This window comes from Edwardsiella anguillarum ET080813 (assembly GCF_000264765.2).
GTDB classification, from domain to species: Bacteria; Pseudomonadota; Gammaproteobacteria; order Enterobacterales; family Enterobacteriaceae; genus Edwardsiella; species Edwardsiella anguillarum.
Genome location: NZ_CP006664.1, coordinates 558195 through 581482, shown reverse-complemented (window position 1 = coordinate 581482; position 23288 = coordinate 558195). Strand labels below are relative to the sequence as shown.

Below are 23288 nucleotides of genomic sequence, written 5' to 3'. Positions count from 1 at the left end.
GGTAATACGATGATTGGTCTTGTCATTTCCGGGCACATCCATTTTGCAACTGGCATGGCCTCCGCCGTGCACGCCATCGCCGGCGATCAGCCGCAGATGCGCTTTATCGATTTTGTGGAATCCATGTCGACCGACGATCTGGAGGAGGCGCTGCGCCAGGCGGCCGATGAGGTCGACGACGGGGAGGGGGTGCTGTTCCTGACCGACCTGCCGGGGGGCTCGCCGTGCAACCGCGCGCTGAACGTGCTGATGCGCCGCGAGGGCGTTGAAGTGCTAGCCGGGGTCAACCTACCGATGATCGCCAACGCCGCCTTTGAGCGCGACGGTGCGACGCTGGCGGAGCTGGTGGCCGTTCTGCAGGAGATTGGCGCCAGCAGCGTACAGAACATGCGCCAGACGCTGGAGGCCGCGATGGCCCCGGCCGAGTGTGAAGCCAGCGACGGACTGTAAACCATGTTAACCGCCTACCTGGCCGACAGCGTATTTACCCCTCGGGGGATTGAGCGGGACGTCGCCGTGCTGGTTGATGACGGCGTGATCACCGGCGTCGGTCAGCCGATACCGCCGGGCGCCCGGCGGGTACACCTGCCCGGTCACAGCCTGTGGCCGGGGCTTATCGATATACACATTCACGGCCGCGCCGGCGCCGACGTGATGGATGCGACGCCGCAGGCGCTGCAGACCATCGCCGATGCGCTGCCGCAGACCGGCGTGGTGGCCTGGGTCGGCACCACGGTCAGCGCTCCGCAGCAGGATGTCTGCCGGGCGCTGCGGCAGGTCGGCGCGTTTATCGCCGCCGGTCAAGCGCAGGGTGCCCGCCTGCTGGGCAGCTTTCTGGAAGGGCCGCACTTTACCGCCCCCTTCCGGGGATCGCACCCGGAGGCGTTTCTGCGCGCTCCCGAGGGCGCGGCGCTGGAGGCCCTGTGGCAGGCCAGCGCGGGCACGTTGCTGCGCGCGGCGCTGGCGCCGGAGTCTGCGGCGGCGATGCAGGCGATCGCCTGGTGGCGGGCGCGCGGCGTCAAGGTCGGCGTGGCCCATACCGCGGCCAGCTTTGCCCAGGTCGAAGAGGCCCATGCGCTGGGCGCCGACTGCGGCGTGCACCTGTATAACGGCATGTCTGGCCTGCACCACCGGGAGCCGGGCTGCTGCGGCGCGGTGCTGTATCTGGATATGCTGGCGGAGCTGATCGCCGACGGGATCCACGTTAACCCGGTGATGCTGAATCTGGCCTACCGGATGAAGGGCTACCGCCACATTGCGCTGATCACCGACTGCATGCGTGCCGGTGGACTGGGCGAGGGGCGCTATCGCCTGGGTGCCCAGGAGATCACGGTGCACCGCGGCGAGGCGCGTACCGACGACGGCTCGCTGGCGGGCAGCACCTGTAGCCTGGATCAGGCGGTGCGTAACATGGTCACCCTGGCCGGCGTTCCGGCCTGGGAGGCGGTGCAGATGGCGTCGGCGGTGCCGGCAGCCTATCTCGGCCTACAGGATAGCCTGGGCGCGATCCGCCCCGGCGCGACCGCCAGCTTTACGGCGGTGGATCCGGCCATGACGGTGGCGGAGACCTACATTAACGGCGAGTGCGCCTATCGACGCCCGGCCTGAGCGCCGGCGGGCGGCGTCGCTTGCCCCGACACAACCAGACGCGGCCATGCCAACCATGACCGCGGTAAACCGAAGGCCCGCGGGGGAGTCATCGCCAGCGCGGAGATGAGCGGGCTCAGCGAGGATAATGCAATGACTGCGATAACACGTGAAGAGATTCTGCGCGACATGCTGCGGGTGTACCGCTATCAGGCGGCCAACCAGACACGCAGTGTGATACGCCGCAGCGGCAAGACGCGCTTCATCAAGGATACCGATTGGGAACGCGGCGTATTTTGGTCCTGCGTCGCCGCCGCCTGGCAGGCCACCGGCGATACGGCCTATCTGGACGGGGTGATGAACTACACCCTGCATACCGGCTTCCGCACCGGCCCTAACGCCCGCTTCGCCGATGATATGGTGTGCTGTCAGGCCTACCTGGATGTCTATCCCCTGGTGAATCAGCCAGAGGCGCTGGAGCCGACCATCAAGTCCCTGGGCGTGATGGTGGATGAGCCGCGCCCGGGGCGCGAGGACTGGTGGTGGTGCGACGCGCTGTTCATGGCGCCGCCGGCCTTTGCCGCCCTCAGCGCGCGCACCGGCGATAGCCGCTATGCCGACTATATGGACGTCGCCTTCTGGGATGCGGTCGAGCATCTGTTCGATGCGCAGAGCGGGCTGTTTTACCGCGACTACCGCTATATTCCCGACGGCAAGGGCGGCGAACTGCGCGAAGAGAACGGCGAGAAGGTCTTCTGGAGCCGCGGCAACGGCTGGGTGCTGGCCGCGGTGCCGCGTATCCTGGCGCACCTGCCGGCCGATCACCCAAGCCGCCCACGCTATCTGGCGATGTTCAGCGCCCTGGCGGCGACGGTGAGCGACTATCAGCAGGCGGACGGCTTCTGGCGCACCAGCATGCGCGATCCCGAGCGCTTCCCGGCGCCAGAGAGCAGCGCCACCGCGCTGTTCTGCTACGGCGTGGCCTGGGGGATCCAGCAGGGGATACTGGATCGCGCACGCTATCTGCCGATGGTTGAGCGCGCCTGGTCGGCGCTGCGCGGCTGCATTCATGACAACGGTATGTTGGGCTGGGTACAGCTGCCGGCGTTCAACCCGCGCGACGTGAGCGCGGAGCACAATATTGACTACGGCGCGGGCGCCTATCTGCTGGCGGGCAGCGCGATGCTGGCGCTGTATGCCTGATCCGCAGCGCTGAATCTACGGCCCGGCGTAGTGCCGGGCTTTTCTTTCATTGATTTTCATCGGTTAATGAATCGGCGCGTGATTGCCTCTTTGGTTACGTATCTCTGTTTAATATCTTTCGTTTTTTTTCGGTATTGTGATTTTACGCATCACTTATTTTCCTTGTATTCCGTAAAATAAGAAACATCGTTTTAAATAAGAGTCTCTCCCATGTCGCGTTCTCCGTCACAGCAAGCCCACTTCCATATGATGGCCAAGCCGGCGAGCTATCGCTGCAATCTGCGCTGCAGCTACTGCTTCTATCTGGAAAAAGAGGAGGTGGTGCCGCAGCAGGCCGGCGCGCGCTCGGCGGAAACCATGAGCGACGCGACGCTGCGACGCTACGTGCGTGACTATATTCAGTCCCACGCGGGGGAGCAGGTGGACTTTGCCTGGCAGGGCGGCGAGCCGATGCTGGCCGGCCTGCCGTTTTATCAGCGGGCGGTGGAGTATCAGAAGAAGTATGCCGGCGGCAAGACCATCACCAATAGCTTTCAGACCAATGGGATCGCCATCAACGGCCAGTGGGCCGACTTCTTTGCCGAGAACGGGTTTCTGATCGGCGTCTCGGTGGATGGGCTGGCAGCCGTGCACAACCGCTACCGTATCGCCGCGCAGGGGCAGCCCACGTTTGATCGCGTCTGCCGCGCCATCGATACGCTGCGCAGCCATCAGGTCGAGTTCAATACCCTGACGGTGGTGAACGATCAGAACTGGGATAAGGGGCGTCAGACCTATGAGGCGCTCAAGGCGCTGGGCTCGACCTTTATGCAGTTTATTCCGCTGGTGGAGGTCGATGCGTCCATCGGCTGCGGCCATGGTCACCACTATTCACCGCCGGCCTCGCCGCAGATGGCGCCCTTTAGCGTCCCGGCCCACGGCTACGGCGCGTTTATGGCCGATGTCTTCGATGCCTGGGTGGCGCATGACGTTGGGCGCTACTACGTGCGTGAGTTCGACAGCCTGCTCGGGGTATGGATGGGCTATCCGGCCTCGACCTGCGTTCAGTCGGCCACCTGCGGCCAGGCGCTGATCATTGAAGCCAGCGGCGACGTCTACAGCTGCGACCACTTCGTCTACCCGGCCAACCGCCTGGGCAACGTTGCCGATACCTCGCTGGCGACGCTGGCGACGTCGGCGCGCCAGCAGCGCTTTGGCCAGGCTAAGCAGGATAAGTTGACGACGCGCTGCCAGCAGTGTTCGGTGCGTCAGCTGTGTCAGGGGGGCTGTCCCAAACACCGCATGATGGGGCTACCCGACGAGCGCCACCGGCACAACTACCTGTGCCCCTCCTACTTGCACTTTTTTACTCATACCGCCCAGGCGATGCAGATGATGCAGGCGGTGATCCGACGCGGGGGGGTGGCGGCGGATGTGATGCCTTTACTTAAGCATGCATAACAACGGAGTTGGCAATGACGTTTTTCAGTAGCAAGAAGAAGCAGTTGGCAGGGCTGGTGGCCGCTGCCTGTTTGTGCGGTGCCTCGTCAGCGTCAGCGTCGGCGGTGTCGGCCGCCGCCGCTGCGACCGACAGCCGCCCCAATGTCCTGCTGGTGATTATGGACGATCTGGGCACCGGTCAGCTGGACTTTGCGCTGGATGCGCTGGATACCCAGGCGCTGGGCAAACGTCCGGTGGCCGCGCGCTACCAGGGCGATCTGGACAAGATGATCGATGCGGCGCGCCGGGCGATGCCCAACGTGGCCCAGCTGGCGAATCAGGGCGTGAAAATGACCAACGCCTTTGTCGCCCATCCGGTGTGCGGCCCGTCGCGCGCCGGTATCTTCACCGGGCGCTATCCGGCCAGCTTCGGCACCTACAGCAACGACGATGCCATGCTCGGCGTTCCGCTGGACATCACGCTGCTGCCGGCGCTGTTCCAGGAAAACGGCTACGCCACCGCCAATATCGGCAAGTGGCACAACGCCCGCATCGATAAGAAGAACTTTGTCGATAAGGCCGATCAGACCCGCGACTATCACGACAACATGATCTCCGTCAGCGCGCCGGGCTATGGCCCGGAGTCGCGCGGCTTCGATTACTCCTACAGCTACTACGCCTCCGGCGCGGCGCTGTGGAACTCGCCGGCGATTTGGCAGAATGGCAAGAATATTGCCGCGCCGGGCTACCTGACCCATAACCTGACCAACGAGACGCTGAAGTTTCTCGACGATCATCAGGGCAAGCCCTTCTTCATCAGCCTGGCCTACAGCGTTCCCCATATTCCGCTGGAGCAGGCCTCACCGGCCCGCTATATGGATAAATTCCATACCGGCAACGCCGAGGCGGACAAGTATTTCGCCGCCGTCAACGCCGCCGACGAGGGCATTGGGCAGATTATCGAACGCCTGAAGGCGCTGGGGGAGCTGGATAACACCCTGATCTTCTTCATCTCCGATAACGGAGCGGTGCACGAGTCGCCGATGCCACTCAACGGCATGGATCGCGGCTTCAAGGGGCAGATGTTCAACGGCGGTGTGCACGTGCCGTTCGTCGCCTACTGGCCGAAGCATATCCCCGCCGGCACCCAGAGCAACGTGATGGTCAGCGCCATCGACATTCTGCCCACGGCGCTGAAGGCCGCCGGGATCACCATTCCCGATGCCATGAAGGTGGACGGACGCGACATCCTACCGCAGCTGAGCGGTAAGGCGCAGACGTCACCGCACCGCTACCTGTTCTGGGCGGGGCCGGGCGCCAAGCACTACAGCGAGGAGAACCAGCCGTTCTGGTTCGACTACTGGAAGTGGATCACCTATGAGGCGCCGATGCCGCCGAAGAATCCCAACCTGGAGAAGCTCTCGCCCTCCTCCTGGGCGGTACGCGACGGGGAGTGGACGCTCTACTTCTATGACGACGGCAGCAATCGGGTGCAGCTGTTCAACGATCGCCTCGACCCGGCGGAGTCCCAGGATCTGGCAGCCAAGTATCCGCAGCGGGTGGCCGAGATGAAGGCGGCCTACCACGACTGGATCAAGACCAAGCCCAAGCCGGTCGCCTGGGGACAGGATCGCTACCATATTCTGGAGCAGTCGGCCCGCAGCTGAGGGGCCTGAGCGGGGCAGCGCCGTATGCGCTGCCCTTTTTTTGACTTTTTTCTGAGCGGAGGAGTCTGCATGGCGCAGAAGAAAATCGAGGGCGCACCGCGTCCGATCATTCCCTATGAGCACCCCGATGCGCAGATGTACCTGCGTCTGCTGCGCGAGCGTCTGATCCGCCTGCGCTGGCGTAAACGCGCCTATACCCGCAACGACGCCGCCCTGCGCGCCTGCTTTGCCGACGATAGCCAGCCGCTGGAGCGCCAGTGCGACACGCTGGTGCGCTACGTGGCGGAGGCGTTCGACCACTACGCGGTGTGGGATTATACCCACGCCTACTACCCCGGCCGTCCCAGCCAGCAGAATGCCCGCACCGACGCCATGGAGGGGTGCAGCCGGGTGCTACCGACCCTGGCGACCTGGCTGCACAGTGCGGCGGCGCAGGGCCGGGACGGCGTCTTGACGGGGCTGAACGGACAGCGCTGGGACATTGCCGAGATGCTGAGCCGGGCGTTTCTGGCCGGCACCGATCCGGCGCATCCCGGCTATTGGGGCACGCTGCACGACTACGATCAGCGCATCTGCGAGAGCGCCGATCTGGCGCTGGCGCTGTGGCTGAGCAAGACGTGGGTCTGGTCGCGCTTCGACACGCGCGGGCGCGCGCAGATCCTGACCTGGTTTCGTCAGGTGCCGACCCGTCAAACGGTGGACAACAACTGGCACCTGTTCGGCCTGACGGTAGAGGCGGTGCTGTGTGATCTGAGCGGCGAAGGGGAGATAGACCAGCAAAAGTATCAGCGCATCAAGGCATTCTATGTCGGCGAAGGATGGTTCCGCGACGGCGCGCGGGGTAACTATGACTACTACAACGCCTGGGGATTCCACTACTCCCTGTACTGGCTGGATCAGATCGATCCGCAGCTTGATCGGGGCTTTATTCACGACGCCCTGCGCCAGTTTAACGACGGCTACCGTCACCTGATTACCCCCCAGGGGATCGCCTTCTTCGGACGCAGCGCCTGCTATCGACTGGCCGCCGCCGCGCCGCTGCTGGCGGAGGCCAGCCAGGCGCCGACGGCGCACAGCCTGGGCTGCGCGCGACGGGCGCTGGAGGTGACGCTGCGCTACTTTATCGCCAACGGGGCGATGCGGGCCGGCGCACCGACCCAGGGGCTGTTTGCCGATGATGCCCGTCTGGTGGACAACTACAGCGGGCCGGCCAGCAGCTTTTGGTCGCTGCGCGCGCTGAATATCGCGCTGTACAGTGCGCCGCAAAGCGGGCTGTGGCAGGCGGCGTCGCTGCCGCTGCCGGTGGAGCGGGGCGACTTTTCGCACCGGATCGACGCGATCGGCGTGCAGCTCCTGGGCTGTCAGGAGACCGGCGAGAGCGTGGCGCTGTTCCTGCACGACTATACCAAGGCGCAGGGCCCCCTGAGCCGCCGCCTGCAGCGCCAGCGGCCCTGGCAGTGGCTGCTGGAGAGCCTGACGGGACGCGCTGAACGGCCAAAAAACAACCTGCTGCGCAAGGGCGTGACCTGCTACAGTTCGAAAATGGATCTTTACTTTTAGTTTCGCCGGTCAATGTCACACTTTTATTATCTTTTGAATGTTTTCTTTATTTTGTTTTAATGATTAAATGAAAGCAGATGAAGATGCGGAGGTGTGACGATGTTTTTGGTTTCTTCCCGGGATATGCTGCTGCAGGCGCAGGCCAAGGGGTACGCGGTACCGGCGTTTAACATTCACAACCTGGAGACCATTCAGGTCATTGCCAAGACGGCGGCCCAGATGGGATCTCCGGTGATCCTGGCCGGCACGCCCGGTACCTTTAGCTACGCCGGCGTCGCCTATCTGGTGGATATCTGCCGCGAGGCGGCGCGTGAATACCGTATTCCGCTGGCGCTGCACCTGGACCACCACGAATCCTATGAGGATATCTGCGCCAAGGTGGCGAGCGGCGTCCGGTCGGCGATGATCGACGCCTCGCACCACGCCTTTGCGGAGAACGTGGCCCTGACCCGCCGGGTGGTGGAGTATTGCCACCGCCTGGACTGCACCGTTGAGGCCGAACTGGGCCGGCTGGTCGGCCAGGAGGACGATCTGGTGGTCGACGCGGCGCACGGCAGCTATACCGATCCGGCGATGGCGGCCGAGTTCGCCCGGGCGACCGGCATCGACTCCCTGGCCATCGCTATCGGCACCGCGCACGGCATGTATAAAGAGGCGCCGCGCCTGGACTTTGACCGACTGGCCCTGATCCGCCGTCAGACCGAGGTTCCGCTGGTGCTGCATGGCGCCTCCGGCATCCCGGATCAGGATGTCGAGCGCTGCGTTTCGCTGGGGATCTGTAAGGTCAACGTGGCGACGGAGCTGAAGATCGCCTTCTCTGACGCGGTGAAAGCCTATTTCGCCAGCCATCCCGCGGCGAACGATATGCGTCACTATATGGAACCGGGTAAGGCCGCGATGCGGCAGGTGGTGGAACAGAAGATCCGCATCTGCGGCAGCGCCGGGCAGCTGTAAGGAGCACTGAGCATGACGAAACGGGTTGCCGTCCTGTTGGCACACGGGTTTGAAGAGGGTGAGGCGGTGGTGTTTATCGACATCATGCGTCGCCTGGATATTCAGGTGGAGATCCTCTCCTGCGAGGAGAGCCTGGCGTTGAACAGCTATTTTGAAACCCCTATCCGGGCCGATGCGCTGCTGGCCGATCGCCTGGAGACGCTGTACGACGCGGTGATGATGCCGGGCGGGCCGCAGGGCACCGACCGCCTTAACGCCAGCGCCAACGTGGTCGCCTTTTTACGCCGCCACATTGCGGCAGATAAATATATCTGCGCGCTGTGCTCCTCCGGTGCCAAAGTGCTGGCCGCCCATGGCCTGCTTGAGGGGCGGCGCTACAGCACCGGAGACAAGCTGGCCGAGCGTTTCGCCGACGGCGAGTATGTGGATAGGGACGTGGTGGTCGATGGCCGCTTCATCTCGGCCAAGGGACTGGGCGTCAGTTTTGAGTTTGCCTTTACCGTCGCCCGCCATTTATTGGCAGACAACGTTGCCAAGGTAGATGCTCAGGCCAGCCATATCTATTTTCGTCGCTGGCCGTTAACGGAATATTGATCGATTGCCGAAGGTTTTGGGGGTTATTTTACTGCGACGGTATCGCCTACGGGAGATACCGTTTTTTTTGCTTATGTGATGGCGCCATCCTTTCTTTTCATCTCTTTCGCTTGATTTCTATTTGATGTGATTTTGTGAAGGTGCGTAATAAAATGAAACTTTAGCCCGCGTAGTATATCTCTATGCCAGCGGCGGCCTCCGATCGCACCGGCGTCGGCGCTGTGTGGCGTCAATGCGCTATGGCCTGGGTATCATGACGGCAACGCGCGGGTTACCCATCAGTCAATAATATGAAAAAGAGTTAAGGATACGATGAACAAGTTAATTTACTTGGCTGCTGTAGTCGCCCCCTGAAACACCAGACAGTAGCTGTATCTCCAGATAAGAGATAGGCTTGAATATATGTCTAACACCAACGCCAATGTTGAGATGGCCGGGATCCTGTCCGTAAACGTAAGACGCCTCAGGAGAACATCGCCATTATCCAGCAGATGATGGAGCCAGGCACGAATGTCTCTCACGTCGCACGTCTGCACGGTATTCAGCCCAGTCTGCTATTGAAGTGGAAGAAGTAATATAAGGAAGGCAACCTCACTGCCGTTGCGGCTGGAGAGGACGTCGTTCCTGCCTCTGAGACTGCAGCTGAACTAACACAGATTTGGGAGCTACAGCGCCTTCTGGATAAGAAGGCGATGGAGGCTGAGATCCTCAAAGAGACCGTGGAGTACGGTCAGTCGCGAAAATGGATAGCGTACGCGCCCTTGCTGCCAAAGGATGGGGAATGGCACAGGTCAGCGCACCGTAAGCGTGTCGCGTGCGCAGCTATCACTATGGATTAAACGTTCTGCCTGATTGGCAGGAGAGGCGTTGTAACCGGCGTAATGACGAAGCAGACGCTGAAATCCTGTCGGACATCCTCGATATTATCAGCGATATGCCGAGTCATGGCTATCGCCGTGAGTGGGGTATCCTGCGTAAAAATCAATATTGCCTATAGTATTCTCATTATTATATCAAACTCATAAATATCGTTTCCATTCTGAAGAGTTTATCGCGCTTATTTATGATGCATCTGTCTGAGTGCTTATGCCGATATAACTAACGTGACATATTAAAAAATAAAAAAATATAGGCATTGTTCCCATATCGGAAATACCATAATTATGAAAGATTATGGCGTCAACAATACTGGAGGGTTGATGATAAAAATGGCTATATGTGTTAATAATCAATATGATGGTGTTGGGGGTGTCGACGTCCATAGCAATAGTTTCTGTCTGCTGATATAATATAAATAATTTAATATATACACTTACTTTATCGGCCTCATAATATCAGTATGAGGGCGCCTGCCCAGTTTAGCTTTATCAAGCCATGAAACGAACGTTTAAATTAACGTAGAACGTTGGTTGAGGGTTATCAGTGAATAAAATCAATTTATATTATCCCAAGTGCTAAATATGGAGTAGATAAAATGTCTTTCACAAAAAAACTGGCCTTAGCCGCACTGTTGGCTGCCCCCCTGTATGCCTCTGCCGTGGTCACTAACGGTCAGCTGACCTTTACCTGGCAGGGGACCATTCCCGCCCAGAGGTTAGCCTCCGACTGGAAGTTCGTCGATGCCCTGGGGGCCGATTTTATTCCCGCCCCCCAGACGCTTACCACCGCGGTTGACACAAACGACAACAAGCTGACATTGACCACCTCTTCTCCCGTCACCTTTTATATCCAATCCGATAGCAATATTAACGGTATCAACGCCTATCTGGCCTCTGCTCCCATCGCCGTCGGGTTTAAGGGGAGCCGTCAGCTGGCTTTGCAGGACACCGCGGCCGCGCCCGGGGATAACCAGATCCTGATCACCCTCAACAATGATGCGCTCAAGGTGGGCAGCGCAAACGCCATTAACGTTGTCGACCCTGGCAACGACCGTCCCATCAGCCTCGGCCTGTACGCGAAAGTAACCCGTGATGGCTATGATGCCGGCAGCAGCGTCAGCTTTACCACGCCGGTGGTTTTCGCGGTTGATTTGGTTGCTGCGCCTTAATCATTAAATTCTATTTCCAGTATGTAATGCTATCCGGTGATGAATATATCGCCGGATAATTTGTCGCTGTCTCCAGGGTGATTTCAATGTACAAGTGGATCCTGCCATTCTTATTTATCATCAATCATGCCTATGCCTTCACCGTTGATTCCATGTTTAAGGTGGACAGTGAAAACAGCCGTTACTTTACCTTAAAAAACCCGGATGACGAGCCGGTTTACCTTGCGGTCTCATTAAGCGAATTACAGCGTGCGGGGAATGGGCGTTATCAGGAGAGCGCGCTCTCCACGGATGATTTTTTAACATGGCCGCTCTATATTGATCCGATGGATATCGTTATTGACGCTAAGGGGGAATTACGCGTCTCGGTTATCCGTACCGCTCAAATTACCCCGCACGACCGTATTATTGGCGTCAGCTTTATTCCCGACAGTTTACGCCAGCAGGAGCAGGGCGAAAAAAGCAATGTCGCCATCGCCATTGGCTATAAGTCGTGGTATCTGATCCCCGGCAGCCAGCGTATTACCGGAGAGCCACACGCCTGGCTAAGTAACCAGAAGATTAACTTCAGTAACCCGACCAATAAGGTATTGCGCCTGATCCTGGATGTCTGTCCCGCCGCAGACAGGAAAGCCGACAGTGGCTCCTGCTACAGCGAAGCCATCTTACTCCCCGGCAATGACAAGCAGATTACTGTCCCGGCCACTGCCGATCTGAGCCGGGGTAAGGTGACCTTTTTTGACCTTGCTGACCAGTATAAAAAGGAGATTGCCCTGCGCCCGGCCAGATAAGGAAATTACCCATCGTCTGTCAGACAGCAGCCTGCGTTAACGCGCCTGACAGGGTGTCACCCGGCTTGAAGATGAAGATGACCATGACGAGTTTCCAGATTACCATCATAAAAATATTACCGGTTACCGGTCTGCTCGCAGGCGCTGCCTGGGCGGCGCCCTCCCTTCCGACAGATACGCTGGCCAGCAATCACCGTGGGCTGGCGCAGGGCGCTGTCGCCACCCAGACGCTGGCACACAATGATATGACGCTGGCACAGAACAATGCGACGCTGGCCATGGCGCATGGCATGTCGCTGGCTTCCGGGGTCCCGCTGGCCCGCTCCCGCTACGGCAAAATCCTGACCCCCAGCCCGATGGCGATTACCCTGGTGATCCCCCAGGTGGATGAGGCCCGCTTTGAAGGGGGAGCTTGCCCTGGATAGCGTGCGTATCGACGACAGCGCCGCGGTGGCGGCGTTTTTATCCCGCGCCGGGCTGAGCCAGAAACAGGCAGACGAGGTGGCCCGACAGTTTGCGGCCGGGGTGGCCCACGACAGCCGCTGTAAGGGCAGCCGGGCGACCTGTGTCCTCAGCAGCGAGGGGATGGCCGTCGTGATCGACTATTATGCGCGTCAGGTCCGTCTTTTCTTTGCCCCCGCCTACTTTGCCCGCGAGACGCGCCAGGTTGAATATCTGCAGGGAGATGGGGGAAAAAAGGTGCTGGTCAACCATGCCAGCCTCTTTGCCAACCGCTATGCGAATCAGGGCAACAGCCTCTATGCCCGCGACTATGGCCTGTGGGGGCTGCCCGGCGGCTTTCTGAAATACGATGCCTACGTCACCGACCGGGACTATGGCATCAATGCGCTGAACTATGTCTATCAATACCAGTGGTTCAAGGCACAGCTGGGCGCGGTCGACAACAGCTACGACTTTAACCCCTCGGCGCAGCGCAGCCTGTTTAAAAACAGTCAGATGACCGGCCTCCTGCTCGGTAACTCCGCGGAGATGCAGGTGCGGAGCCAGAACGATCGCCATTACACCTACTACGCCCCGCTGCCGGGGGTGCTGGAGGTGTGGCGCGACGATAAACTGCTGCTGCGCCGCGGCGTCAACGCCGGCATGGGGGAGCTTGCCTACCAAAGCCTGCCGACGGGGATCTATCAGGCACGAGTTGTCATCAAGGGGTTGAATGATGAGCTGTTTTCCGACCAGTCCCTGCTGCTGGTCAACGATGGCCCGACCCTGGAGGGGGTCAGCACCCACCTCAGCGTCGGACGCCTGGACGATCATGCCTATTACGGTAACGCCTGGATGGGCGAGCTGGGCGTCACGGTACCGCTGGGCGATATCGTCAGCCTGTCTGGGCTGACCGGCTATGCCGACCGTGAGTTTCTGGGCACCTTGGGGGCTGATATCCGCAGCAGCAGCCTCACCCTATCGCTGCTGCAGACCCTGGGCAGCCAGGGGTATCAGAAGAGCGATCTGGTCGCCACCTACTACCCGCTCTCGCTGCAATACACCCGTGAGCGCTACCGTCAGCGCGAGCGTCCCTTCGTCCGCACCCTGCCGGGCGCGGTGGAGCCTGACGACGTGCTGCAGCCCAGCCTGATCCCGGACTATCTGGACCAGCTCCCCGGCACGTCGACCAACCGCGAAAACCTGCTGGCCAACTACAGCGTAGCCCTGCATCAGGACCATACGCTGCAGCTTGGCTACCAGTTTTTCCGCGAGCAGTCCCAGCGGAGCCAATACTATACGCTGTCGCTGTTCAGCCGCTTACCCTGGAATATCAATCTCACCGCCAGCCTCAACTACGCCCGGAACGACCTCTGGAGCGCCTCGGTGGGGCTCTCGGTGCCGATAGGCAGCCTGCAGGCCAGCAGCTACTACTCGCAGCAAAACGCGGGTCGCTGGCGCAGCCAGAACACCCTGAACTATAGCCAGAGTCTGGCGGAGGCGTGGCTGGTTAACCTGCAGGGTGGCCAGCAGTTCTCCGACAGCGGCGCGCAGAGCACCTTCTCGGCCGGTGCGCAATACCGGGGCAACGCGGATGTCCGTGCGCAGGTCTATCTGGCCAGCGATCAGTCGGGTGCAGCCGGCAGCCTCGATGTGCAGTCCAGCCAGCTGATCGCCTCAGACGGGATATCGTTTCAGCGGCCGGATGCGCTGAGTCAACAGGCTTTTCTGCGCCTGCCGGCAGAGGAGAAAGGGGCGGTGTCGGTGGCGCTGAAAGAGCAGAGCAGCGGGATGACCCGCTACTACACGGAGGGCGGGGGGAAAATCATCGCCCTGCCGGCCTACAGCCGTTACCAGCTGGATGAGCGGCTGATTGGCGGGAGCCGTGTCTTTGACAACCATCAGTCGCGTTATCAGCAGCAGATCGATCTGCTGCCCGGGCGTTTGGTCGATACCACGCGCGCGGTATTGCCGGTGCGCAATCAGGCCATACGGGTCCGGCAGCAGGGCAATGGGGTGGATCAACTGCGCTGTGAGGGGGCCGGCTGCGTTGGGGTACAGCGGATACAGAGCGGCCTATTTATGCTGCAGCTGCACCCCACCGGGGCGATTACCCTGCTGTCTGAGGGGCGGCCATGCGCCTCGCTCTCTTCGGCGCTGCAGCTGCCGGCGGATCAACTACCCATCGTGGAGTGTAAGAGTGAATAAACGTCAGGTAAGCGTGGGGATCGGGTTAAGCCTCGGGCTGTGGCTGAGCGGCGCGGCGCAGGGCTTTGAGCTGCGCAATAACGCTCAGGTGCTGGAAGAGCGGCTGGAGCTGAGCGCGCACATCGATATGGGCAGCACGCTTATGCTGCCGGTGCAGGTGATAAGTCAGACGCCCCTGTTTCAGCAGGTGGCGTATGAGGTGTGGGGCCATCGCTTTGAGGATATGGGCATCGCCCTGCGGGCGATAGGCGAACAGAACAGCCAGCCGCTGCTGTTGGAGATCGTGAACGACCAGTACCAGTGTGTGAGCCTTCCCCCGGCCCCTGTGCTTACGCTGGCGGCCGTCAACCAGGGATATCAGTACCTCGTGGAAACAGGGGGGCGGCAGGTTGCCAATCTGAAGAGCGGGGGGCCCCGCCAGCACCGTTTTGAGCCGGGAGAGTGGCAGCGCGCGGGGGATGTGGCGGGTATCGCGGCAAATCGCTTTACTCTGGACTTCTATCTCCGCGTGGTTCTGCCGGGACTCTCGCAGGTTCCCAGAGGGATGGGGGTTGTCTGCAGCGGGCAGGTCACCCTGGTGCTGAGCGTGCCGCTCTGAGAGGTATCGCAGCCTTGAGCCGGCGGTATGAATGTTATGTCAGGAGGAAGTATGTATTGCGTAATAGGGGAAAGGCTGCTGCGTTATCTGATGTATGGCATTGTAGCGCTGTCGCTGATGGCAAAAAGCCACGCTATCGGGGTGGATCTTGTCGTCTTTAATCAGGATGTCCGGATAGCTTACGGTGCGACTGGCAGGCTGCAGGTCCTGGGTAATGGCATCGTACAGGCCCAGGATAGCTACCCTGAGCTGACCGGTTTTAATGTCTATGATTTTGGTGCGCGGACTAATCAGAGTAATACGCCCGATATTGCCTTCTACCGCAGAGGTAGCCTGTTCAGCATCACCCTGACCGGGGCGCGCTACGGCAGGTCGATAACCTTGCGTGGTAAGCTGGGCAAGTCTATCTTTCTGCAGCCTTCGGTGATAGGTGGCAGTTTTAACAATCGGATCAGTGAAAATAAGGGATGCAGCGGCGGAATTCAGTATGATCGGCCTTTAAGGGATGGTGAACCGATCAATGGTATCTGGAATTTTATCGACCCGGGAACCTATGATTTTACTCAGGACTGCAGCGGGAATACCTATCCTTTTGTCTATGTAAATCCCTACCCTGTTGTGACCTATGACGATGCCAGAACGGTATGGCTGGATCTTCCTACGCTGACAGCCAGCGATGCCTGGCAATCGCTGCCACCTGATGTTTATAGCGGCAGCAGCAGCTCAACCTTTGAGTACGTCTATAGTCCGCAATCGGGCCAGAGGCTTGGTTTAAATACCGCTACCGCAGTAACGATACGCAAGCAGCCCTATTTTAGCGGGATATCCATCCCCTCAACCAATGTGGTATTCAACACGACCTATACTCAGGAGCAGGTGACAGGGCGCGCCTCAACGCCGCTGCTGTTGCAGGGATCATTTGACCAGGTACGCATTGGTATATTTACGGGTAATAACTATGCATTGCGTAACGATGCTGATGGCCGGGATCTGCCTTATCAGGCGGTGTTGCATCAGGGAGCCGAGCGACATGTATTAAATGTGGATGATACCTTCATCGTGAGTGGTTTAAACAACCCCTCAGATCAGATCCCTTTGACCCTGACCTTTCAGTTTGACCAGCCCAGAGAGCGGGTGACGAGCGGCACCTATCGCGATTACCTCATTTTATTAGCCGAGGTACCATTATTATAACCGGCTAGGTTGCTGATAATCTGTTCAACGGACGCCGTATCCGGGCATTGACTGTAGTTGATAATTTTAGCAGTGAGTGCCTGGCGATCCATGTAGGTCAGGGGTTAGATGGGGAAGATGTTGTCGCGGTGATGGCGCGTTTAAAAGCGTTAAGACAGCGAGTCTCCGAACGGCTTCAGACAGACAATGGTCGTGAATTTATATCTAAAACACTGGATCACTGGGCGTATGAAAACGGTATAACAATGGACTTTTCACGGCCTGGAAAACCGACGGATAATGCGTTGTTCGAGTCATTTAACGGTAGTTTTCGCGATGAGTATCTGAACGTTCATTGGTTCCTGTCTCTGGACGATGCGCAGGAAAAGGTCGAGCAGTGGCGACAGGAATACCACCGAAACAGATCCCATCCATCGTTAAATAATCAGATTCCGGAGGAATTCATCCAAAGTCTGCAAAAAGGCCCGGATCTCTGATTTAGCCAGGTACTAATTCCTAATATTGGGGGGAGATCACCAACTAGCACCCCTTTATCGAAATTGGCGATATTAAGGAGAGCCGCGACAGCGATCGGCGTCAGGGACGCTATCGTATCGGTCTGAAATATACCTGGTAGTTCGCGCTCGCGCTCACCGGGGTGACGCGGTGGCGTCACCCCGGCGGGGATTATTTTTTCCCGTTCAGGCGGCTTTTCAGGTCGGCAAACGGGTTGTAGGTCGCCACGCCCACCTCTTGCTGAGCGTCTTCACCGGCGACGACGCGGGTGCCAAACGCGTCGGCCTCCGTGTATTTTTCGTGCTCATGATCGTGGCAATAGAGGCATAGCAGCTCCCAGTTGCTGCCGTCGGCGGGGTTGTTGGTATGGTCGTGATCGAGGTGGTGCACCGTTAGCTCACGCAGGTTGGAGTAGACAAATTCGCGGGCGCAGCGCCCGCAGACCCAGGGAAACAGTTTCAGGGCCTGCTCGCGGTAGCCGCTTTCCAGCCGGGCATAGTTTTTGGGAATGATAGCCATACGCTGATCTCATCGTGAAAAAGGATGGCGACTATGGTAGGGCAAAGCGGCGCTGCGATCATCCGGCGATTGCCTGCGCGGCGTTAATTGTGCGAGCGGACGCCGGTTTTGCCACCGGGCGAGGAGAGGAGGCGAGAGGAGCGGCGCCTAGGCGCCGCTCCCTGTCGAGCGCGTCGGCGGTTAGAACTGATCCCAGTTGTCGTCGTCGTCGCTGCGGGAGGCCGCGGCCGCTTTGGCCGACGGCGCCGGCGCCGCCGGTGCGGCGGTGGGCTTGGCGCTGGCCGGCGCCTTCTCTTCCTGATCGCTGATGCGGAACTGGGAAACGGTCTGGTTCAGGCGGTCTGCCTGATCTTCCAGCGCGCCGGCGGCGGCGGCGGATTGCTCCACCAGGGCGGCGTTCTGCTGGGTCACCTTATCCATCTCATTGATCGCCAGAGCTATCTGGGCAATGCCGCGGCTCTGTTCTTCGGAGGCCGAGGAGATCTCCTGCATGGTGTCGGAGATGTGGTTTACGGAGGTGACGATATCTTCCATCGCATGGCTGACGTTTTCCACCAGCTGATTGCCCTGATCGACCCGGGTTACCGAGGTGTCGATCAGCCCCTTGATCTCCTTGGCGGCCTGCGCGCTGCGCTGCGCCAGATTGCGCACTTCGCCGGCGACGACGGCGAAGCCGCGTCCCTGCTCGCCGGCGCGGGCGGCCTCGACCGCGGCGTTCAGCGCCAGGATGTTGGTCTGGAAGGCGATGCCGTCGATGACGCCGGTAATATCGCCAATTTTACGAGAGCTTTCGGCGATTTCGGTCATCGTGCTGACCATCTGACGGGTGATCTTGCCGCCGTTGACGGCGATGGTTGAGGCCTTCTGCACCAGGTCGGTGGCTTCGCGGGCGCTGTCGGCGTTGTTTTTTACCGTGCTGGAGATCTGCTCCATGCTGGAGGCGGTCTCCTCCAGCGAGCTGGCCTGCTCCTCGGTACGGCTGGAGAGATCGTTGTTGCCGGCGGCAATCTCCTGCACGCCGGTAAAGATATTTTGGGTACCGGCGCGTACCGCGCCGACCATGTGGGCCAGCTCGTCGCGCATATGGCGCAGCCCCTGCATCAGCTGGCTGACTTCGTTATCGCCGTGCGCCTGGATATCGATGGCCAGGTTGCCGTGGGCAATCTCGGCCTGATAGGTGATCACCTGCTGGATACGGGCGATGATGTGGTTGCGCACCCAGTACAGCACCAGGGCGGTCATCGCCAGGAACAGGATCATAAAGCCGATGGTCAGCGGGATCATCTGGCGGTAGTTGGCCGCCGCCGCCTGGGAGGCCGGGTTGATGATCTGGTTGGCGACGTAGTCGGAGGCCTCATCCAGAGAGGACATAAAACCGCTGCTGGAGTGGTTTTTTAGCACGCTTTGGAAACCGGCGATATCGTTGCCCTGCAGGCATTCGATCATCGCGACCAGATCGGCGCGCGCTTTGCCATACAGGCCGCGCACTTTTTCGGCACGGCCGTTATCGTGGCCGCTGCTGAGGGAGAGGCTGTAGAATTTCTCCATCTCTTTATCGACGTTGCCGAGCTTCTGCAGCAGGTTGCCGAGGGAGACGCGGGCGTTACCTTCATCGCTGTGGGCGCTCAGCGCCAGGGCATCCTTCATGATCTCTTCACGGATCTGGGTAATAGAGGCGTAGGCGCGGTCCATCGCCATAATTTGGTTGAAGCCGCTGGAGATTTGATCGAGGCGGGTGTCGGTGCTGGAGGCGTCGCGCAGGCTCCAGATGCCGGAAAAGATCTGCAGGCCGCAGAACAGAGCCAGAACGGCCATCAGTCCCCGTGAAATTTTTAATCGTTCAAACATATCTAACCTGTCGTGAGCAGTAATGGAGTCGATGTCCGGCGCGTAGAGATATCGGGGCCGGAAAAAGGTGTGCTATTACTGTCGGTTGATAGTGTAAAAACTTTAATGGTTTAGCTAATTAATTAAACCTGGCGTGTAAGGATAACGTGGCAATCCCACCGCAGCACGCTACGGATTGACCGTACTGCGGTAGGATAAAACGGACTCCATTAATCGCCAAACAGCGCGGGATGCAGGTCGCCGCTCAGCAGGCGTTCCCGCCACCACTGTACGGCGCGGCCGGCCTTGGCGTGGCGCCAGCCGACGTAGGCCACCTCGCGCGGCGGGGTAAACGCCAGGGGTGGCGCGCAGAGACGTCGCTGCGTCAGGTAGGGACGCGCGGCGTGTCGCGGCAGGTAGCCGATCCCCGCGCCGCTGAGCAATAGGCTGATTTGGTATGCCGCGTCATAGACCACGATGTGCGGCCCCACCTCTTGCCCCGCGGCGGCGGGGCAAGAGGCGGGCCTATCGCCCATCACGATGGTTCGCTGCTCTCCGAGCTGCTCCGGCGTCAGCGGGTGTGCGCCGTGGTTCAGGGGATGATTGGGCGCCATCGCCAGCAGGGTATCGATATAGCCCAGGCTCTGATAGGTATAGCCGCCGTTTTCCGGCAGCTGGGGGGCCGTTCCAATGATGATATCGGCGATGGCGCCTAGCTCGCCGCCTTGTCCGCTGTGCGTCGGCGCATGGGGCATCAGGTGCAGGCGGGTATGGCGGTGCGCCTGAATGAAGGCATCGATAACCGGGTGCAGGGTGTGCGGCAGGATATAGCCCTCCAGCGCCATGAACATCTCCATTTCCCAGCCCGACTCCAGCAGCGTCGCCTGGAGCTCCAGCTCCTGCGCCTCGTTCAGCAGGCGGCGTCCCTTCTCCAGAATGATGCGCCCGGCGTGGGTAAAGCGCGCGCGGTGGCCGCTGCGGTCGAGCAGCTGTAGATTCAGGTTGCTTTCCAGCTTTTGTACCATGTAACTCAGGGCGGCGGGGGTTTTATACAGCGACTGGGCGGCCGCCGCGAAGCTGCCGTGTCGATCCAGCGCATCGAGGATCAGCAGCACCTCCAGATTTATACGCATAGGCCGCTCCGTCCGGGGCGCGTCGCGCGCCGGTGGGCGCAGCGCCTTTCGTCATGCATGAAAGGCGCTGTGCCCGTCAGCAAAATACGGAACGTGAATACGGATAAACGCCGATTTATTTTTCTATTTGAAACTATAGATAAAAGAAAGAGTTTCATCTTGCCATAACGCAAATTAATTATCATATATCCCTTTGAATAGCTATGCAGATATATCTGTATATTTATTTTGATGTGGTGATTAAATATAAAGCCCGCGGGTTACTATTTGCGCGGAGTGATTAATATTTTGCCGTCAGTGTAATAAATTTTATTTTGTTTTTATTCTAAATAGAAAGTATTAATGAACTGCCCAGTAAATATATGCTAATTATTAATTGAGTGCGACGCTATTGGCGCCGTTGCAGAGAATAATCCTTTCTATTTTGTCCGCTCGCTTATTGGTGGGGGAACGAGGCCGTGCGCAGCGTCGCGGCCTCTGGCGCGCGTCCCGCAGGGCCGGGCCGTGTTGGCCCCGTGCGGCGTTACTCAGGGCGCACTTGGGCCCGCCGCACCTCGCCGCTCGCGCCTTGCCCCGGGCTAAAATGACCGCCGGCGCCGTCCATGACCCGCGACGGAACCCCCTAGCACGCTAAATAGGTCGTGGACGCCGCCGGGACGCGCGCCACTGCGCCGCACAGTGGACGACATTTGTGCTGCGTTTGTGGCATAATGTGAACAAAATCACGTTAACCTATTGAGATTGCGCTGTGCTGATAAGTAACAACATCACCATGCAGTTTGGCAGTAAGCCGCTGTTTGAGAATATTTCTGTCAAATTTGGCGGCGGAAACCGCTACGGTCTGATCGGCGCCAACGGCTGCGGTAAGTCTACGCTGATGAAGATCCTCGGCGGCGATCTGCAGCCGACGGCCGGGAACGTCGCGCTGGATCCGAATGAGCGTCTGGGTAAGCTGCGTCAGGATCAGTTCGCCTTTGAAAAATACAGCGTGATCGATACGGTCATCATGGGGCACCAGGAGCTGTGGGCGGTGAAAGAGGAGCGCGATCGCATCTACGCGCTGGCGGAGATGAGCGAGGAGGAGGGATACCGCGTCGCCGATCTGGAGGTCGCCTACGGTGAAATGGACGGCTACAGCGCCGAGGCCCGCGCCGGTGAACTGCTGCTGGGCGTCGGCATCCCGGTCGAACAGCACTATGGCACCATGAGCGAAGTGGCGCCGGGCTGGAAGCTGCGCGTGCTGCTGGCACAGGCGCTGTTTTCCGATCCGGATATCCTGCTGCTCGACGAACCGACCAACAACCTGGATATCGATACTATCCGCTGGCTGGAGACGGTGCTGAACGAGCGCAACAGTACCATGATCATCATCTCCCATGACCGCCATTTCCTGAATATGGTGTGTACCCATATGGCCGATCTGGACTACGGCGAGCTGCGCATTTACCCGGGTAACTATGATGACTATATGACGGCGGCCACCCAGGCCCGCGAGCGCCTGCTGGCGGACAACGCCAAGAAAAAGGCGCAGATCGCGGAGCTGCAGTCGTTTGTCAGCCGCTTTAGCGCCAACGCCTCTAAGTCGCGTCAGGCCACCTCGCGCGCCCGTCAGATCGATAAGATCAAGCTGGACGATGTGAAGGCCTCCAGCCGTCAGAACCCGTTTATTCGTTTCGAGCAGGAGAAAAAACTGTTCCGCAACGCGCTGGAGCTGACGGATCTGAGCAAAGGCTTCGATAACGGCCCGCTGTTCAGCGGGGTGAAGCTGCTGCTGGAGGCCGGCGAGAAGCTGGCGGTGCTGGGCACCAACGGCGTCGGTAAATCCACCCTGCTGAAAACCCTGGTCGGCGATCTGACGCCGGACGCCGGCGGCGTCAAGTGGGCAGAAAACGCCCAGATAGGCTACTACGCGCAGGATCACGAGTATGAGTTTGAACAGGATATGACCCTGTTCGACTGGATGAGCCAGTGGCGCCAGGAGGGCGATGACGAGCAGGCCGTGCGCGGGTTCCTCGGTCGTCTGCTGTTTAGCCAGGAGGACATCAAAAAGTCGGTTAAGGTGCTCTCCGGCGGTGAGAAGGGGCGTCTGCTGTTCGGCAAGCTGATGATGCGTCGTCCCAACGTACTGGTGATGGATGAGCCGACCAACCATATGGATATGGAGTCGATCGAGGCGCTGAACATCGCGCTGGAGCTGTATCAGGGAACGCTGATCTTCGTCTCCCACGACCGCGAGTTTGTCAGTTCGCTGGCGACCCGTATCGTGGAGATCACCCCGCAGAAGGTGGTGGACTTTGGCGGCGGCTACGAAGAGTATCTGCGCAGTAAAGGCGTCGATGAGTAAACGGACGGCCCTGCGGGGCCGTTTTTTTTCGCGGCGCTCGCACGCAGAGCCGCCGCAGAGCGCCCCGGTTTGTCGGAATACGCCTATGGGGGGCGTGCAGGCCGCTGTGCTAGGCTGTTACCCGTTTGGCGCATAGCGCACAGGATAAATAAGGATTTGATGATGAAGACATTCTCTATGATGATGGCGGGCATGATGCTAGCCGCTTCTTCCGTGAGCGCCTGGGCCGGCTCGGCGGATCTCAGCCGTCAGCCGCTGGATAAGGTGGCGCCCTATCCTCAGGCCGAGCAGGGCATGACGCGTCAGGTTATCTATCTGCCGCCGCGCGACGATGAAGAGGCGCTGCGGGTTGAGCTGCTGATCGGTAAAACGCTGCCGGTCGACTGTAACCGCCAGCGCCTGATGGGGCAGCTGGAGAGCAAGACCCTGCAGGGGTGGGGATATGATTATCTGGTAATGGAGAAGGTCAGCGGACCGATGGGCACGCTGATGGCCTGCCCGGACGGTCAGCGTCATCCGGCGTTTGTGACGGTTCACTTAGGCGACAGCGCGCTGCAGCGCTACAACAGTAAGCTGCCGCTGGTGGTCTATGTGCCGCAGGGGGTGCAGGTGAAGTACCGTATCTGGCAGGCCCAGCCGGCGATGATGGACGCGCAGATCAAATAACGCGCGGTGGCGGGCCGATGGCGCCCGCCGCGATGGGGCTC

Annotated in this window: 20 protein-coding genes and 2 pseudogenes; 19 read left to right on the top strand and 3 right to left on the bottom strand. The window is 59.7% G+C overall.

Annotation, left to right across the window (positions count from 1 at the left end):
- Positions 1-9: 9 nt before the first annotated feature.
- The 17 genes and pseudogenes from agaF (at position 10) to ETEE_RS19700 (ending at position 16879) form a co-directional block, all read left to right on the top strand.
- Positions 10-450, top strand: coding sequence for a PTS galactosamine/N-acetylgalactosamine transporter subunit IIA (agaF, locus tag ETEE_RS02660; protein WP_034164256.1), 441 nt, complete (start codon positions 10-12; stop codon positions 448-450).
- 3 nt (positions 451-453) lie between these two features.
- A complete protein-coding gene (nagA, locus tag ETEE_RS02655) occupies positions 454-1608 on the top strand; it encodes an N-acetylglucosamine-6-phosphate deacetylase (protein WP_034164257.1) in 1155 nt (384 codons plus the stop codon).
- A 132-nt stretch (positions 1609-1740) separates the two neighbouring features.
- Positions 1741-2790: a glycoside hydrolase family 88/105 protein gene (locus tag ETEE_RS02650; protein WP_034164277.1), complete on the top strand. Its 1050-nt coding sequence runs from the start codon at positions 1741-1743 to the stop codon at positions 2788-2790.
- Between the two features lie 210 nt (positions 2791-3000).
- Positions 3001-4230 carry an anaerobic sulfatase maturase gene (locus tag ETEE_RS02645; protein WP_034164258.1) on the top strand — a complete coding sequence of 410 codons (1230 nt, stop codon included), beginning with the start codon at positions 3001-3003 and terminating at the stop codon, positions 4228-4230.
- A gap of 14 nt (positions 4231-4244) precedes the next feature.
- Positions 4245-5876 carry a sulfatase family protein gene (locus ETEE_RS02640; RefSeq protein ID WP_034164259.1) on the top strand — a complete coding sequence of 544 codons (1632 nt, stop codon included), beginning with the start codon at positions 4245-4247 and terminating at the stop codon, positions 5874-5876.
- Positions 5877-5945: 69 nt separating this feature from the next.
- Positions 5946-7436, top strand: a complete 1491-nt coding sequence (locus ETEE_RS02635; RefSeq protein ID WP_034164260.1) for a DUF2264 domain-containing protein — start codon at positions 5946-5948, stop codon at positions 7434-7436.
- Between the two features lie 99 nt (positions 7437-7535).
- Positions 7536-8390 (top strand): tagatose bisphosphate family class II aldolase, encoded by an 855-nt coding sequence (locus ETEE_RS02630; RefSeq protein ID WP_034164261.1) that lies wholly within the window; start codon positions 7536-7538, stop codon positions 8388-8390.
- 12 nt (positions 8391-8402) lie between these two features.
- On the top strand, positions 8403-8984 hold the full coding sequence (locus ETEE_RS02625) for a DJ-1/PfpI family protein (protein ID WP_034164262.1): 582 nt from the start codon (positions 8403-8405) through the stop codon (positions 8982-8984).
- A 473-nt stretch (positions 8985-9457) separates the two neighbouring features.
- A pseudogene (locus ETEE_RS20765) lies at positions 9458-9969 on the top strand (transposase); the annotation flags it as partial.
- Positions 9970-10458: 489 nt separating this feature from the next.
- The gene (locus tag ETEE_RS02615; RefSeq protein WP_038631197.1) at positions 10459-11031 is read left to right on the top strand and encodes a hypothetical protein; all 573 of its coding nucleotides are present in this window, start codon (positions 10459-10461) and stop codon (positions 11029-11031) included.
- Between the two features lie 86 nt (positions 11032-11117).
- A complete protein-coding gene (locus ETEE_RS02610; protein WP_034166083.1) occupies positions 11118-11822 on the top strand; it encodes a fimbrial biogenesis chaperone in 705 nt (234 codons plus the stop codon).
- Positions 11823-11899: 77 nt separating this feature from the next.
- Positions 11900-12247, top strand: coding sequence for a hypothetical protein (locus ETEE_RS21780; protein WP_227625199.1), 348 nt, complete (start codon positions 11900-11902; stop codon positions 12245-12247).
- Positions 12222-14471, top strand: a complete 2250-nt coding sequence (locus ETEE_RS02605; protein WP_051905072.1) for a TcfC E-set like domain-containing protein — start codon at positions 12222-12224, stop codon at positions 14469-14471. The genes ETEE_RS21780 and ETEE_RS02605 overlap by 26 nt, the downstream gene beginning before the upstream one ends.
- Entirely contained in the window at positions 14464-15069 is a 606-nt protein-coding gene (locus ETEE_RS02600; RefSeq protein ID WP_038631193.1) for a hypothetical protein, read from the top strand. The genes ETEE_RS02605 and ETEE_RS02600 overlap by 8 nt, the downstream gene beginning before the upstream one ends.
- Positions 15070-15120: 51 nt before the next feature.
- Positions 15121-16263: a hypothetical protein gene (locus ETEE_RS02595; protein ID WP_034165740.1), complete on the top strand. Its 1143-nt coding sequence runs from the start codon at positions 15121-15123 to the stop codon at positions 16261-16263.
- A gap of 8 nt (positions 16264-16271) precedes the next feature.
- Positions 16272-16739: pseudogene (locus ETEE_RS02590) on the top strand (integrase core domain-containing protein); the annotation flags it as partial.
- 56 nt (positions 16740-16795) lie between these two features.
- Positions 16796-16879: an oligogalacturonate-specific porin KdgM family protein gene (locus ETEE_RS19700; RefSeq protein WP_225865204.1), complete on the top strand. Its 84-nt coding sequence runs from the start codon at positions 16796-16798 to the stop codon at positions 16877-16879.
- 50 nt (positions 16880-16929) lie between these two features.
- Here the strand turns inward: ETEE_RS19700 and yajD are convergent, their stop codons facing one another.
- The 3 genes from yajD to ETEE_RS02575 form a co-directional block, all read right to left on the bottom strand.
- Positions 16930-17277, bottom strand: coding sequence for an HNH nuclease YajD (gene yajD, locus ETEE_RS02585; protein WP_012849349.1), 348 nt, complete (start codon positions 17275-17277; stop codon positions 16930-16932).
- A 180-nt stretch (positions 17278-17457) separates the two neighbouring features.
- Entirely contained in the window at positions 17458-19125 is a 1668-nt protein-coding gene (locus tag ETEE_RS02580) for a methyl-accepting chemotaxis protein (protein ID WP_034165737.1), read from the bottom strand.
- Between the two features lie 209 nt (positions 19126-19334).
- A complete protein-coding gene (locus tag ETEE_RS02575; RefSeq protein ID WP_034165735.1) occupies positions 19335-20237 on the bottom strand; it encodes a LysR family transcriptional regulator in 903 nt (300 codons plus the stop codon).
- A 748-nt stretch (positions 20238-20985) separates the two neighbouring features.
- Here ETEE_RS02575 and ETEE_RS02570 point away from each other — a divergent pair.
- Both ETEE_RS02570 and eco read left to right on the top strand, forming a co-directional pair.
- Complete coding sequence (locus tag ETEE_RS02570; RefSeq protein WP_034165734.1) at positions 20986-22581, top strand: ABC-F family ATPase; 1596 nt, start codon at positions 20986-20988, stop codon at positions 22579-22581.
- A gap of 162 nt (positions 22582-22743) precedes the next feature.
- Positions 22744-23247, top strand: coding sequence for a serine protease inhibitor ecotin (gene eco, locus ETEE_RS02565; protein WP_034165733.1), 504 nt, complete (start codon positions 22744-22746; stop codon positions 23245-23247).
- Positions 23248-23288 lie beyond the last annotated feature (41 nt).